We start from the raw sequence: 15,314 nt of genomic DNA on the forward strand, positions 1-15,314 counted from the left end.
CTTGACTATCCTTACTGCCTGTGCATAATTCTCTATTGTGGCTCTTTGAGTCATGGGGTATCCTCCTTTTGTTTTGGTATTGGCTTACCATGGAGATACCCCTTTCTTGCTTCTGACACAAGAAATAATACATTACCGAAAACAAATACGAATTGACACAACCGGTTAATTTTATTATAGTTACGCAGTCGGATAATACGCCATTTTTCGTGTTTGTCCGGTTTCCGGATATCATTCGCTTCTTTAACCTATTTTATGCAAACCAAAATTCTCTACAACAAACAAATACTTCCTCTCTACTATAAGATAGGAATCAATTGGCAGCCTTTGCCGAATATTCAGCCGGGACAGTTTGTCATGCTCCATTTTACAAATTATATTGATCCTCTGCTGAGGAGACCGTTTGGGGTGTATAGGATTATAGACGAAGGCATTGAAATCCTTTATAAGGTGGTTGGAAAAGGAACGAGGCTGATGACAGGTTTAAGGCAAGGTGATATGGTAGACATGCTTGGCCCTTTAGGCAATGGCTTTCCTAACTCCCTTTCATCCCCCTTTGCTAACGGGGGACAGAGGGGGTTGAATATACTCATGGTTGCCGGCGGCATTGGCATTGCGCCATTTTATTTGTTGGCTGAAAGCTGTCAGCTATCAGCTATCAGCTTGAAACTTCTATTTGGCGGAAGGGGCAAAGATGATTTGCCGGATTTAGAGGATTTTAAGAAACTTGATATTGCAATGGAAATTTCCACGCAAGACGGAAGCGTGGGAAAAAAGGGATTGGTAACGGATCTGCTCAAAAAGGAAGTTACAAAAAAAGATGATTGTGTCGTGTACGCATGCGGCCCAAAAGGTATGTTGAAAGAGGTTGCAAAAATAGCTGAAGATGCAGATGTTCCCTGCCATGTATCTTTAGATAACGCAATGGCATGCGGCATGGGAGCCTGCCTTGGATGTGCTGTAAAAGTCAGGAGTCAGAAGTCAGGGGTCAGGGGTCAGGGGTCAGAAGGTTTAAACATCGATCCCCGATCCCCGATCCCCGACCCCGTCTATAAAATGGTCTGCAAGGACGGGCCAGTGTTTGACGCAAGGGAGATAGAATGGGAAAAGGTGTAAAGACAGTGGACAGTGGACAGTGGTTAAGGGTCAGTGAAAGTAAACCTGATATGTCCGTAAACATAGCGGGCATTCAGCTCAAAAACCCCGTAATGACCGCATCCGGTACATTTGGTTACGGCGAGGAATTTGCGCCATATCTGGATTTAAACAGACTCGGCGCTGTGGTTGTAAAAGGGCTGTCTCTAAAACCGCGGCAAGGCAATTCTCCGCCACGGATTGTGGAAACAGCAGCAGGCATGCTTAATTCCATCGGCCTGCAAAATGTGGGTGTTGAGGCATTTATAAAAGATAGACTGCCATTTCTTAAAAAATTTGACACAAAAGTGATTGCAAATTTTTTCGGCGACTCTATTGATGAATATTGCGAGGCGGCAAGGGCTTTAGATGGTGCGGATGGCATTGCTGGTTTAGAGATGAATATATCTTGCCCTAATAAGCAGGAGGGCTGGCTTGAGTTTGGCACAAACCCTGATATGACGCTTAAGGTTGTAAGCGCAGTCAGAAAATACACCAAGCTTCCGCTGATTGTAAAGCTTTCTCCAAATGTCACGGATATAACGGCAATAGCAAAGGCCGCAGTGGATGCAGGCGCCAACGCCATTTCGCTCATAAACACCATTTCAGGCATGGCTGTGGATGTAAACACACGGAGACCTAAACTCGGCAATATAATAGGCGGACTCTCAGGCCCTGCAATAAAGCCTGTTGCTTTAAAAATGGTGTGGCAAGTGGCTAAGGCAGTAAAGACGCCTCTGATAGGCATAGGCGGAATTATGACGGCAGAGGACGCAATAGAGTTTATGCTCGTCGGCGCATCCGCAGTTCAGGTGGGGACGGCGAATTTTATAGACCCGGAGGCAAGCATAAAGATGATAGAAGGGATAGAGGATTATTGCAGGAAGAATGGTGTTAAACGAGTGAGTGAACTGGCAGGAAGTTTGAGGATTTGAGTTTAATCAGTTTGTATGTTAGTCTAATTTAGACTTTAGACTTAAGTCTGGTGTCTGTATTTTGAATAAGGGGAGCGTATGGCAATAAAAAGGGTTGGAGAGGCAATTAAGGATATAAAAGAGGGGCGGATGATCATCCTCGTTGACGACGAGGACAGGGAAAACGAGGGCGACCTGACAATGGCCGCAGAAAAAGTGACGCCTGAGGCCATAAACTTTATGGCAAAATTCGGCCGCGGGCTTATATGCCTTACCCTGACAGAGGAAAAGGCAGATGAACTTGATTTAAGGCCAATGGTAGCGGAGAATACCTCTCCGCTCAAGACAGCGTTTACAGTATCCATAGACGCCAGAACAGGTGTTACAACCGGAGTCTCTGCCCATGACAGGGCGCATACTATCCTCACAGCTATTAAAGACGAGGCAAGACCTGATGAACTGGCAAGGCCTGGCCATATCTTTCCATTGCGCGCCAGAAAGGGCGGGGTATTGGTAAGGATAGGACAGACAGAGGGTTCGGTTGATATGGCAAGGCTTGCCGGATTAAAGTCGGCCGGGATTATATGCGAAATTATGAAGGATGACGGCACAATGGCAAGGATGCCTGATCTGGAAGTCTTTGCAAAGGAGCACGGCCTTAAGATAGTTACTATCGCCGATATTATTGAATACAGATTAAGAAAAGACAGGCTCGTCAGAAGGGTTGCAGAGGCAGTAGTGCCTACCCGATATGGCGGAGATTTTAAGGCAATAGTTTATGAGAATGATGTGGATGTACATGAGCATATGGCTCTGGTTAAAGGTGAAATAATCCCCGAAGAGCCTGTTCTGGTCAGGGTTCATTCCGAATGTCTTACAGGCGATGTGTTTGGTTCGGAAAGATGCGACTGCGGAGACCAGCTTAAGTGCGCCATGAAGCTAATTGAAAAAGAAGGGAAAGGGGTAATCCTTTACATGCATCAGGAGGGCAGAGGCATAGGTCTTGCAAACAAGATTAGGGCATATGCCTTGCAGGATAAGGGTATGGATACTGTAGAGGCAAATGAAAAACTCGGTTTTAGGGCAGACCTTAGGGATTACGGAATAGGGGCGCAGATACTTCTTGACCTTGGCGTAAGAAAGATGCGCCTTATGACCAATAATCCTAAAAAGATAGTGGGCCTTGAAGGCTATGGCCTTGAGGTTGTTGAAAGGTCACCGCTTGAGGTTGTTCCTCATGAGCGGAATATCAGCTACCTAAGGGTTAAAAAAGAGAAGATGGGGCATATGATAGGTAATCTTGAAGCGGTTGTTGAAGACGAGAAAAAGGATATTTCGTGTAAGCGCTAATGATAGAAAAGCTGATAGCTCATAGCTGATAGTTTTTACTATGAGCCATGAGCTACGAGCCATGAACTAAACAGGAGGTTTTATGCCAAAAATAATAGAAGGTGGTCTATCAGCAAAGGGATTAAAGTTTGGGCTGGTGGTAAGCAGATTTAATGACTTTATAGGCAACAAGCTTTTGGAAGGCGCTGTTGACACGCTTTTACGGAGCGGCGCATCAGACGGCGATATAGATGTGGTCAAGGTCCCCGGTTCTTTTGAGACGCCTGTTGCAGCGCAGGCCATGATAAAGAACGGCAGATACGACGCAGTTATATGTCTTGGCGCCATAATCAGGGGTTCCACGCCGCACTTTGATTACATTGCATCTGAGGCTGCGAAAGGTATTGCAAAGTTATCTTTGGAGGCAGGGCTTCCGATTTCCTTTGGCATTATAACCGCCGATAATCTGGAGCAGGCGATAGAGAGGGCAGGCACAAAATCAGGGAATAAAGGGAGGGATGCTGCCTTAAGCGCCATAGAGATGGCAAATTTATTTAAGGAGCTTGGAAAGAGGAAGTAGATGGCTTTAAGCAGGCGTAAGGCAAGGATAGCGGCGTTGGAGATGCTTTATCAACTTGATATGGCTGACGGTGATATCAAGGATATAACCGCAATGCAGTTCGAAGAGAAAAATCTTGCAAAGGATGCAGAAGGATTTATTTTAAGATTGGTAAACGGCGTGTGGGAGCATAGAAGAGAGATAGACAGGTTGATAGAGACGAATGCAGAGAATTGGTCAGTATACAGGATTACCCTTATAGACAGGAACATCCTGAGGCTTGCGGCCTTTGAAATGGTTTATTGTCCTGATATCCCGTTTAAGGTGGCTATTGACGAGGCAATAGGGCTTGGAAAGATATACGGGGCAGAGGATTCAGGGGCGTTTATAAACGGGATATTGGATAAGATAGGGCAAGGGCTTTCTTTAAAAAAAGAGGAGATTGGTAGCCGTGGGACTTCGGCGTGAGCTCAGTCGAACGCTTTAGCCTGCGAAACCACGCACCCTAAAGGTGAATATATTAGACGGACTTATAAAAGAGAGGCTTCCCCAACACATCGCCATTATCATGGACGGCAACGGCAGATGGGCGGAAAAGCGGCATCTTGGGAGAATAAACGGCCACAAAAGAGGCATTGAAGCTGTGAAGGACACAGTTGAGTTCTGCCGCGAGATTGGCATCGGCTGTCTCACCCTCTATACATTTTCAAAAGAAAACTGGAACAGGCCGCGTTCAGAGATCAGTGCGCTTATGGGACTCTTGGAACGGCATTTGAGGGGCGAGATCCTGAAACTTGTTAAGAACGGCATAAGATTTAAGGCAATAGGCAGCCTCTGGGAACTTCCCACGAATATCCAGAAGATTATAAAAGAGGTGGAAGAGAAGACAAAAGACAACAGCGAAATGGTCTTAAATCTTGCGCTTAGCTACGGCGGAAGGGCCGAGATAGTAGAGGCTGCAAAAAGGGTCGCTTTAGGGGTAAAAGAGGGCAGGATTGATATAGACGATATCACAGAGGAGTTTTTCGCAAGGCATCTCTATACTGCCGGCTGTCCGGACCCGGATCTTCTCATAAGGACGAGCGGCGAGTTCAGAATAAGCAATTTTCTTCTCTGGCAGATGGCCTATACCGAGATATATGTAACAGATGTACTGTGGCCCGATTTCACAAAACAGCATCTTATTGAAGCGCTCCTGGATTTTCAGGACAGGGAAAGAAGGTTCGGCCTCACAAGGGACCAGCTTAAAGTCAGGCAGATAGGATAGGGGGGGAATTATCTGACAAGGGTAATCACCGGTCTTTTACTCGGCGTTTTATTTGTATTTTTGGCGCTCTATGCCGCTGCCTTCTGGTTTTTCGCGATAGTTGTTTTAATAATTTGCCTTGCCATGTTTGAATATTACAAAATAACCATCGGCTATGATAAGATTTTTTTGGTTATCGGAACTTTGTTAGGGGCAATTGTCCCTGTTATAATTTATCTGTTTGAGCATAAAGGGTTTTCCGGATATTTAATCTTTTATTTAATCTTTGCAGTTTTTTTTATCTTCATAGACTCCCTTTTTAGACACAACCTGCTTGCCTCTGTTACCACCCGCATAGGCGCAGGGGTTCTGGGGATCATATATATAGCCTTTCCTATTTCCCATCTTATACTGATAAGGGATCTGGAGCAGGGAAGGTTCTGGGTTTTATTTCTTGTTTGTATTATAGCCGCAAACGATACATTTGCATATTATGCGGGCAAAGGGCTTGGAAAACATAAACTCTCTCCGGTGGTTAGTCCCAAAAAAACTGTGGAGGGCGCATTAGGCGGGCTCATAGGGGGGGTTGCAGTTGCTCTCATATTTCATCATTTTTTTTTAACCCATATTTTGCTGAAAGAAATTAGCGTGCTGGCGATATTCATAGGAATATTGGGACAATTAAGCGATCTCTTTGAGTCGCTTATCAAGAGAAGCGCGGGAGTAAAGGATTCAGGAAGCATCCTTCCCGGTCATGGCGGGATGCTGGACAGGATAGACAGCCTCATCTTTCCAATCCCGTTTTTGTATTATTACCTTATTTTTCAAACCTAAAGGTTTGAGTTACATAACGCAGGCTAAAGCTTGCGGTTACCCGTAACTCAAGGCTTTAGCCTTGATTGATGTGTATTTTTGAGTAAAAAGTGGCTAAGATAAAAAAACTTGCAATCCTCGGTTCCACAGGCTCTATAGGTCAAAATGTTCTTGAGATTGTCAGAAGATACCCTGGCAGATTTAAGATATTGGCGCTTGCGGCAGGCAGAAATAAGGGGTTGTTCAGAAGACAGGCAGAGGAATTTAAGCCGAAAATCATATCTCTTTCAGACGAAAAAGATATAAATGAATTAAAACGCGATTTATCTTACAAGCCGAAAGTTTGTTGCGGAGATGATGGTTTGCTTGAGGTGGCTGTCTGCAATGGTGTAGATTTGACTGTCTCTGCGCTGGTTGGAGCAAGCGGCCTTGCGCCAACCCTGGCGGCAATAAAGGCGGGCAAGGACATTGCCCTTGCAAATAAAGAGGTTCTTGTAATGGCAGGAGGATTGGTAATGGAGGAGGTTAGAAAAAACAATATTAATCTTCTCCCTATTGACAGCGAGCACAGCGCTATATTTCAATCTCTGGTAGGGCATAAAAAAAAGGATATTAAAAGGCTGATACTCACGGCATCCGGCGGGCCGTTTTTAAATCTGCCTATCAAAAAATTATTAGGCATTAAGCCAAAACAGGCATTGAACCATCCAAAATGGAAGATGGGGAAAAAGGTGACCATAGACTCAGCAACTCTGATGAATAAAGGGTTGGAGGTAATTGAGGCTATGTGGCTTTTTGACATGCCGCCGGAAAAGATCAGCGTGCATGTTCATCCTCAGAGCATTGTTCATTCTATGGTTGAATATGTGGACGGTTCAATTATGGCACAGCTTGGACCAACTGATATGAAAGGGCCTATATCCTACGCCCTTACATACCCTGATGACAGAATTAACTGCGGTGTTGCGCCGCTTGACCTTTGCAAAATGGATAAGCTTATATTCATGGAGCCGGATGAAAAAAGATTTCCAGCGCTGCAATTGGCATATCAGGCAATAGAGGCAGGTGGTGTTATGCCGGCAATTTTGAACGCCGCAGATGAGGTTGCGGTGGAGGCGTTTTTAGCGCAAAAAATAAAATTTACGGATATACCAAAGATTGTGAAAACAACGATGGAGAAATTCAACAATCCTAAATCCAAAGTCCATCCAAAACTGAAAGAAATTTTGGATGCGGACAGAAAGGCGCGGGAAAGGGCAAAAGAGATAATAAGCGCGCATCTTTATTGCTTAAATTAAACTTTACTTTACTTTATATCTGATTATATCGGATTATATAGCTGTTCGAAACAGCTTCTGATTTGATTTGTCATCGAAACACAAATGTGATATAAATATTTCTAACGATTAGGAGTTGTCCACGAAAATACCGCGTCAGAAAAAGAGCCGAACTCAACCATTCATAGTATCCTTATGTCTGCTGGCCTATCTTCTGGTCTGGGCGGGAAGCGCTCAGGGGTTGCCCTTGCTTTTCGTGATGACAGGAAATACCCACAAAATCTTCTTAAGCCAAAGCCATGGCATAATTCATCTCGTCCTTCATCATCCAGGAAATCAAGATGAGCATGAGTCGCCAGCGGGTGATGATCGTAAACATGAACATGATATACTGGACAAAGTCCTCTCCACCGCGGCCGGGCAAGATGACCATTCGGACCACGAATTCCACGTTTCAGAAGAGAAGCAACTGGTCATTGCGGCGGTAAAAACGATTGGGGCATCCAAAACCGATTTAGCAATCGCCAAGATAAGACCTGTTTTTATTAAGTCTATTTCAACCCATTTCTTATCAGATCCCCCACCCAAAGCAAATCCTACTCTTGTTTCTCTCCACACCACTATTCTTTTGATTTAAATCTTCCGAAACAGTGATCCCATCGCCCGTCTCTATTTTGGCTCAGAGACGGCAACCTGTAGAGACGCGAGATGTCGCCTCTCTATGGAGAGAAAATTTTTCGGAGGATATTCATGCATTCAAAAACAATTATTTTAGGTGTTGTGTTGCTATTCGGGCTTACTGGCTGCGTCATCTATCGTTCAGATACCGCTTTTCCAGAACCCCGTCCACTTGGGAGAGCTCTCCCCGTATTTCACCCTCCCGCCGAGACGGAAGAAACAGCGCAAAAAGCGATTGAGATAGAAGAGCTGACCGGTGCCGTCACGCTGCTGCAGGCCCTGGCTCTGGCGTTAATGAGAAACCCGGAGTTGGCGGCCTTCTCGTGGGAAGTCCGCGCCCAGGAAGCGGCAACACTTCAGGCCGGGCTTCTTCCCAATCCGACGATCGGGGCTGACCTGCAAGACATCGGGGCGACGGACGCCTCAGTCGAAAGCGTCCCACAGCCGCAGTCGACCCTCCAACTCAGCCAGCTCATCGAGTTGGGAGGAAAGCGCTCTAAAAGAAAAGAAGTCGCTTCCCTCACGCGCGATCTGGCGGGATGGGATTACGAAACCAAACGGATCTATGTCGCCACCCAGGTTTCTCAGGCATTTACCGCTCTTTTGAGCGCGCAGCAACAATTGGCGCTTACGGAGGAAACGGTACGCCTGGCGGAGCAGGTTGCGGGAGTGGTTTCTGAAAGGGTGAAGGCAGGAAAGGTTTCCCCCGTGGAAGAGACGAAGGCGAATGTCGCTCTTTCATCCACCCGGATAGAGATGGAGCGGGCCAAACGGGAATTGGAGGCCTCTCGTAAACGCCTGGCCGCGACATGGGGAAGCACACACTCCCTTTTCAAGAGGGCGGAAGGGTATCTCGGTCCTGTCTACGAGATACCTCCACTTTCGCAATTAGAACAACATCTCTCACAGAATCCGGACCTCGCCAGGTGGGCGGCTGAGATCTCGCAGCGTAAGGCAGTTATTGACATGGAAAGGTCGAAGGCCATTCCAGACATCACCCTGATGGGGGGATACAGACGATACAACACGACGGATGACAATCTCTTTGTCTTTGGCCTTTCCATCCCTTTGCCCTTATTTAACTGGAATCAGGGAAACATCCAGGAGGCGCGCTTCCGGCTGACGAGGGCGGAAGAGGAGCGACGGGCTGCCAAGGTGCGGGTCGCCACAGCACTCGCCGAGGCCTACCGCGCCCTCTCCACGGCATATATAGAGGTTACCTCTTTAGAAGAGACGGTTCTTCCCGGAGCAAAGACAGCATTTGAGGCGGTGAACGAAGGATATCGCCTGGGGAAATTCGGCCTTTTGGATGTTCTTGACGCGCAGCGGATCTTTTTTGCTTCCCGCGCTCAATTGCTTCGCGCGTTGACTGACTACCACCATGCCGTGGCCGATGTGGAACGGTTGATTGGGGAAAGGTTGGACGCTGTCCAGAACGCTCCAGAAGAAAATAAATTAGGAGTCATAAAATGAAAAATAAAAATGCAATACCGGTCATCGCTGTCCTATTGGTGGGGATCGTCATGGCATTCCTCACGTTGCGCACAGACAAAAACTCGATGGAGAGAAATACTCAGGAGAATGAAGGCTCTGAAAAGAAGGCGGCCGATGTGGTGAAAGGGCCTCACGGAGGAAGACTCCTCTCCAAGGACGGTTTTCAGGTTGAGGTCACGATTTACGAAAAGGGGGTTCCGCCGCAGTTTCGGGTCTATCTCTTTGAGAAGGGAAAGCCGTTTGATCCGAATGAGGTGAAACTCAATATCGCGCTGCACCGGCTGGGGGGAAAGGTCGATGAGATTAGCTTCCAAAAAGAGGGAGATTATCTCCGGGGAGATAAGGTGGTCGAAGAGCTGCACTCATTCGATGTGAGGGTCGCTGCAGAGTGGAAGGGGCAGTCCTACCAATGGGAATACTCCCAGGTCGAAGGAAGAGTGGAAATGGCCCCCGAAGCGGCGGCGGCCGCCGGAATTGAGATTCAGACCGCCGGACCGATCCGGATGAAAATGATTCTGGAGCTTCCCGGCAAGATAGGGCTCAACAAAAATAAGGTGGCGCATGTCGTCCCCAGACTATCGGGAGTTGTCACAGAGATACGGAAGAACTTGGGAGATCAAGTCAAGAAGTGGGAGGTCATCGCTGTTCTCAATAGTCGGGAGTTGGCCGATTTAAAGAGCGCTTATCTATCCTCGGCAAAACGAGTGGAACTGGCCAAAGCGAACTTTGAACGGGAGGAGAGCCTTTTTAAAAAGAAGATCTCCCCTGAGCAGGATTTTCTTGCCAGCAAGCAAGGATTGGCCGAGACAGAGATCGAGTCACAAGCGGCTATCCAAAGATTGCTCGCCTTAGGTCTTTCCAAGGCGGACATGGAGAACATCTCAAAAATGACGGAAGGAAACCTGGCCCGCTACGAATTGCGGGCGCCGTTTAACGGGATGATTGTCGAAAAGCAGGTTGCCGTCGGCGAGGCGATCAAGGAGGACGCCGACATCTTTGTCATTGCCGACCTCTCTACGCTTTGGGGGGAAATTACGGTCTATGCCAAAGATCTTCGTGTCGTCCGCCTGGGTCAGAAAGCAACGGTGAGGTCGAAAGAATTGGGCTTGGAAGCCACAGGCAATCTCTCGTATCTGGGGTCCATGGTCGGCGAACAGACCCGTGCTGCCACGGCCCATGTCGACATCCCGAATCCCAAAGGGCTCTGGCGTCCTGGTCTTTTCGTCACGGTCGAGCTGTTTCAGGAAGAGGCGCCAGTGCCGGTCGCTGTGTCGGCCGACGCAATCCAGACCTTCCGGGACTGGAATGTCGTATTCGTCCAATACGGCAATCAGTTTGAAGCGCGTCCATTGGAGCTGGGGCGAAGCGATGGAAAATGGGTGGAAGTCCTCTCCGGTCTCTCGCCCGGAGAGAAATATGCCGCGAAGAACAGCTTTGTGTTGAAGGCCGATCTCGGCAAGACGGGGGCCACGCACGATCATTAAAAGACGAAGGCCGGGACCAAGGGTCAGATGCCAGAGAAAAAAATAAAAGGAGGATAACGGGATGAAAGAAATCAAAGCGATCATTCACCCTCATATAGTCAGCAAGGTAGTGCGCGCCCTGCATGAAATTGCACACTTCCCTGGCTTTACCCTGCTGGATGCCCGTGGACAGGGCCGGGGCCGGGGCACCGGCGGCGCCTATGTCGTCACGGAGGATGACATCGACTACCACCGCAAGGTCGTGATGGTCATTGTTTGCTCGGACGAAATCGCCCCGGCCCTGACCGAGGCAATTCGTAGCGCAGCGCATACCGGAATAAAAGGTGACGGCATCATCACGATCGGTAATCTCTCCGAGGTGGTTCGAATCCGCACCGGTGAACAAAATGATTTGGCAGTTTAAGGAGGTTAGTCATGCTTGAAAAGATACTCAAATTCTCCATCCGGCAGCGATGGCTCATCCTGATGGCGACGCTGGCGGTCTCTGCGTTGGGGGTCTATAATTATCAGCTGCTCCCCATCGACGCGGTGCCTGATATTACCAATGTTCAGGTTCAGATTAATACCGAGGCGGCTGGCTTCTCTCCCGCGGAGGCCGAACAGCGGATCACCTTCCCGATCGAAACGGTCATGGCAGGGCTTCCCAATTTGAAAGAGACCCGCTCCCTCTCCCGCTACGGCCTCTCGCAGGTCACCGTCATTTTTGAGGACGGGACCGACATCTATTTTGCGCGGCAGTTGGTCAATGAGCGGATCCAGGAGGCCAAAGGAAAACTTCCGCCGGGAGTTGAGGCGACGATGGGGCCGATTGCCACCGGTCTCGGCGAGATCTTCATGTGGACTGTTGAGGCGAAAGAAGGGGCTAAAAAACCGGACGGCGCCCCCTACACCCCGACCGATTTGAGAACGATTCAGGATTGGGTCATCAAACCCCAGCTTCGAAACGTGCCGGGGGTCACCGACGTAAACACCATCGGCGGATATGAGAAGCAATTTCATGTCACCCCTTCCCCTGAAAAGTTGATATCTTATGGATTGACATTCCAGGACATCATTGAGGCCCTCGGAAAGAACAATGCCAATGTCGGCGCAGGATACATCGAGCATCGCGGGGAGCAGTATCTGATCCGGGCCCCGGGGCAGGTGGCCGATCTGGAGGAAATCCGGCAGATCATCCTCGGGAATCATCAAGGGGTTCCTGTTTACATCAAAGATGTGGCGGAGGTCCTCCTCGGAAAAGAGCTGCGGACCGGCGCCGCGACGAAAGATGGGAAAGAGGTAGTTTTGAGCACGATATTAATGCTGATCGGGGAGAATAGCCGAACCGTCTCCCAACGAGCGGCTCAGAAAATGGTAGAGGTCAATCGGACTCTCCCAGGAGGGATCTCCGCCAAAACGGTCTATGACCGGACCACGCTGGTCGATGCAACCATTGAGACAGTCAAAAAAAATCTGATGGAAGGGGCGCTTCTGGTCATTGCCATCCTCTTCCTCTTTTTGGGAAATATCCGGGCGGCGCTGATTACCGCACTGGTCATTCCTTTATCTATGCTCTTTACGATTACCGGCATGGTCGAAAGAAAGGTCAGCGCCAATCTGATGAGTCTGGGAGCGCTCGATTTCGGAATCATTGTCGACGGCGCCGTCATTATCGTTGAAAACTGCATCAGCAGGCTTTCGGAGGAGCAGCGTCGCCTCGGGCGGCTGCTCACCCGCGCCGAGCGCTTTGAGATCGTCTTCGAAGCTTCCAAGGATGTCCGGAGGGCAACCATGTTCGGCGAGATGATTATCATGATCGTTTACCTGCCAATCCTGACGTTGACCGGTGTTGAAGGGAAGATGTTCATCCCGATGGCATTCACTGTAATCACAGCGCTGCTCGGCGCGATGATCCTCTCGGTGACCTTTGTCCCGGCAGCGGTAGCGCTTCTGCTTTCCGGGCGGCTTTCCGAGAAAGAAAATTTTCTCGTGCGATGGGCCAAGAAGGCATATTCCCCTTTGTTGAATCTCTCTCTTCAGAACAGGGCATTGGTGGTGACGACCGCAACCTTGCTCGTTATTTTGACCGGGTTGCTTGCGTCCCGGATGGGGACCGAGTTCATGCCGAGCCTGGACGAGGGGGATATTGCGATGCATGCGCTACGGATTCCGGGGACCAGCCTCTCCCAGGCAATTGAGATGCAACATGTCTTGGAGAAGAAAATCAAAGAATTCCAAGAGGTGGAGACAATTTTTGCAAAAATAGGGACAGCGGATATTGCCACCGACCCGATGCCGCCAAGCGTCGCCGACAATTTTATCATGATGAAGCCGAGGTCAGAGTGGCCGAACCCGAACCGGCCCAAGGCCGACCTGGTCCGGGCGCTTGAAGAGGAGGTCAAAAAGATTCCGGGGAATAATTACGAGTTCATCCAGCCAATCCAGATGCGCTTTAATGAGCTGATCGCCGGTGTGCGAAGCGACGTTGCGGTGAAGGTTTTCGGCGACGATATGAACGTTCTGTTTGAGACTGGCGAGAAAATCGCTAAGGTGATGGAGAAGATCCCCGGCGCTTCCGATGTCAAAGTGGAACAGGTGACCGGCCTGCCGGTCCTGACGATTAAGATGAACCGGAAAGAGATGGCCCGGTACGGCCTGAGTATATCAGACGTTCAAGAGGTGATAGAAATCGCCATCGGGGGAAAGAACGCGGGTCAGATTTTTGAGGGAGACAGGCGCTTTGATATGATTGTTCGTCTGCCGGAGGATATGCGCGGCAAAATTGAGGCATTGAAACGGATCCCCGTTCCACTTCCTAAAACCGGAACTGTAGAGATACGACAGATCGCCTCTCTCCATTCTGAAGGTCGAGCCGGCGCAGCTTACCTCCCCCTCGGCGCTGTGGCGGATTTCAATGTGGCCCCAGGCCCGAATCAAATCAGCCGGGAAAACGGCAAACGTCGCGTAGTGGTGACGGTCAATGTGCGAGGGCGCGACATCGGATCGTTCGTGCAGGAGGCAGAGCGGACGATTCGGGAGCGTGTGACCATTCCAGCAGGCTATTGGACCACATGGGGAGGGCAGTTTGAACAGATGATCTCCGCAGCAAATCGCCTGAAAATTGTGGTGCCGGTCGCCCTCTTGCTGGTCTTTCTCCTGCTGTTTATCACATTCGGGACAATCAAAGATTCTCTTCTGGTTTTTACCGGCGTACCGCTCGCCCTCACCGGTGGGGTTGCGGCGCTTTGGCTGCGGGGTATTCCATTGTCAATTTCGGCGGGGGTCGGCTTTATCGCGCTTTCCGGGGTCGCCGTGCTCAACGGGCTTGTGATGATTTCTTTCATCAATAAGCTCCGTTCAGAAGGTCACTCCTTGGACCAGGCCATCTTTAACGGTGCGATGACGCGGCTTCGTCCGGTGTTAATGACCGCCCTGGTTGCGTCGTTGGGGTTTGTTCCGATGGCCTTGGCTGTGGGACTTGGGGCAGAGGTCCAGCGGCCGCTATCCACGGTGGTGATCGGCGGGATTCTCTCCTCTACCGTGCTGACGCTGCTGGTCTTGCCGGTGATCTATCGGATCTTTCACCAAAGAGACGAAGCTGTTGAAGTAGGGATAAAAGAGGCAGAGAATGCGGCAGAAATCCCGGAGAGGGGATGAACCTTTGCCCCGGCTATTACATGAGGAGGGAATAGAAGAATGGACACATTGCTTCCAGATTATGCTGAAAGATGAATTGGTGGATAAGGTTGTTGAGACTATCACAAAGACAGCCCACACCGGAAATCCAGGGGATGGGAAGGTCTTTGTCTACGATATAGAAAAGGCTGTCAGAATAAAAACCTTTGAACATGGAGAGGAGGCGATTTAAATGAAAAAGATATCTAAGTTTCTATGTTGCTTATCTGTTGCAGTTATTTTTACAGGATGCTACAAGCATACGCCGAAAGAGATAGCAGCGCTGGCAGATGTCAAAGAGGTCGCTTTAGACATGGCATCACTCTCCAAAGAAGAAGTAGATGTCATCATAATAACCCACGTTAAGAAACGGCAAACAAAAGATTCATATACCTTTACCTTTTTTGTAGATGGGAAGGAAATCAAGGAATCGGTCAAAGGTGAAAAGGAAAAAGAATCCAACCTTGCTGAGGAAAGAGGCGAAGGGATTCATTATACGTTAATAAAAAGACTGCGGGTTAAACCCGGTGTTCACGAGATAGCTCTAAAATCAGAGGAAGGGCATAGTTCTAAAATTGAAAGAGAGCTAATAGGGGGAAAAACTTATACTGTGCGGTTTGATCCGATATATGGCCCCGCGAAGTTCGGCCGTCCAAAGAATTTTTGGGAGGGGGTGATAGATTTCGAAGCATCTTTCGAGATAGGAAATCACTTAAGGGAATAAGAATTTCG

At 48.9% G+C, this 15,314-nt stretch carries 15 protein-coding genes; all 15 read left to right on the forward strand.

From position 1 onward, the window contains the following. The first annotated feature begins 255 nt into the window (after nt 1-255). The 15 genes from Q8P28_00435 (at nt 256) to Q8P28_00505 (ending at nt 15,306) form a co-directional block, all read left to right on the forward strand. Nucleotides 256-1,116 (forward strand): dihydroorotate dehydrogenase electron transfer subunit, encoded by an 861-nt coding sequence (locus Q8P28_00435; protein ID MDP2681263.1) that lies wholly within the window; start codon nt 256-258, stop codon nt 1,114-1,116. Continuing rightward, nucleotides 1,101-2,069 (forward strand): dihydroorotate dehydrogenase, encoded by a 969-nt coding sequence (locus Q8P28_00440; GenBank protein ID MDP2681264.1) that lies wholly within the window; start codon nt 1,101-1,103, stop codon nt 2,067-2,069. The genes Q8P28_00435 and Q8P28_00440 overlap by 16 nt, the downstream gene beginning before the upstream one ends. A 78-nt stretch (nt 2,070-2,147) precedes the next feature. Further along, nucleotides 2,148-3,398, forward strand: coding sequence for a bifunctional 3,4-dihydroxy-2-butanone-4-phosphate synthase/GTP cyclohydrolase II (locus Q8P28_00445; GenBank protein ID MDP2681265.1), 1,251 nt, complete (start codon nt 2,148-2,150; stop codon nt 3,396-3,398). Nucleotides 3,399-3,480: 82 nt separating this feature from the next. Next, nucleotides 3,481-3,957, forward strand: coding sequence for a 6,7-dimethyl-8-ribityllumazine synthase (gene ribE / locus Q8P28_00450; protein MDP2681266.1), 477 nt, complete (start codon nt 3,481-3,483; stop codon nt 3,955-3,957). Continuing rightward, entirely contained in the window at nt 3,958-4,404 is a 447-nt protein-coding gene (gene nusB, locus Q8P28_00455) for a transcription antitermination factor NusB (GenBank protein ID MDP2681267.1), read from the forward strand. Nucleotides 4,405-4,447: 43 nt separating this feature from the next. Beyond that, nucleotides 4,448-5,203, forward strand: coding sequence for an isoprenyl transferase (locus tag Q8P28_00460; protein ID MDP2681268.1), 756 nt, complete (start codon nt 4,448-4,450; stop codon nt 5,201-5,203). A 24-nt stretch (nt 5,204-5,227) separates the two neighbouring features. Beyond that, the gene (locus tag Q8P28_00465) at nt 5,228-6,016 is read left to right on the forward strand and encodes a phosphatidate cytidylyltransferase (protein MDP2681269.1); all 789 of its coding nucleotides are present in this window, start codon (nt 5,228-5,230) and stop codon (nt 6,014-6,016) included. A 98-nt stretch (nt 6,017-6,114) separates the two neighbouring features. Then, entirely contained in the window at nt 6,115-7,293 is a 1,179-nt protein-coding gene (locus Q8P28_00470; protein ID MDP2681270.1) for a 1-deoxy-D-xylulose-5-phosphate reductoisomerase, read from the forward strand. Nucleotides 7,294-7,531: 238 nt separating this feature from the next. Then, nucleotides 7,532-7,909: a hypothetical protein gene (locus Q8P28_00475; protein ID MDP2681271.1), complete on the forward strand. Its 378-nt coding sequence runs from the start codon at nt 7,532-7,534 to the stop codon at nt 7,907-7,909. A 113-nt stretch (nt 7,910-8,022) separates the two neighbouring features. Continuing rightward, nucleotides 8,023-9,423 (forward strand): TolC family protein, encoded by a 1,401-nt coding sequence (locus Q8P28_00480; GenBank protein MDP2681272.1) that lies wholly within the window; start codon nt 8,023-8,025, stop codon nt 9,421-9,423. Next, nucleotides 9,420-10,928: an efflux RND transporter periplasmic adaptor subunit gene (locus Q8P28_00485; protein ID MDP2681273.1), complete on the forward strand. Its 1,509-nt coding sequence runs from the start codon at nt 9,420-9,422 to the stop codon at nt 10,926-10,928. Before Q8P28_00480 ends, Q8P28_00485 begins: the two co-directional genes overlap by 4 nt. Nucleotides 10,929-10,989: 61 nt before the next feature. Then, complete coding sequence (locus Q8P28_00490) at nt 10,990-11,331, forward strand: P-II family nitrogen regulator (GenBank protein ID MDP2681274.1); 342 nt, start codon at nt 10,990-10,992, stop codon at nt 11,329-11,331. Nucleotides 11,332-11,342: 11 nt separating this feature from the next. Further along, on the forward strand, nt 11,343-14,564 hold the full coding sequence (locus tag Q8P28_00495; GenBank protein MDP2681275.1) for a CusA/CzcA family heavy metal efflux RND transporter: 3,222 nt from the start codon (nt 11,343-11,345) through the stop codon (nt 14,562-14,564). Beyond that, on the forward strand, nt 14,536-14,775 hold the full coding sequence (locus Q8P28_00500) for a P-II family nitrogen regulator (protein MDP2681276.1): 240 nt from the start codon (nt 14,536-14,538) through the stop codon (nt 14,773-14,775). Before Q8P28_00495 ends, Q8P28_00500 begins: the two co-directional genes overlap by 29 nt. Then, nucleotides 14,776-15,306: a hypothetical protein gene (locus Q8P28_00505; GenBank protein ID MDP2681277.1), complete on the forward strand. Its 531-nt coding sequence runs from the start codon at nt 14,776-14,778 to the stop codon at nt 15,304-15,306. The last annotated feature ends 8 nt before the right edge of the window (nt 15,307-15,314 follow it).

This window comes from Deltaproteobacteria bacterium (assembly GCA_030690165.1).
In the GTDB taxonomy this organism is placed as follows: Bacteria; Desulfobacterota; GWC2-55-46; order UBA9637; family UBA9637; genus JACRNJ01.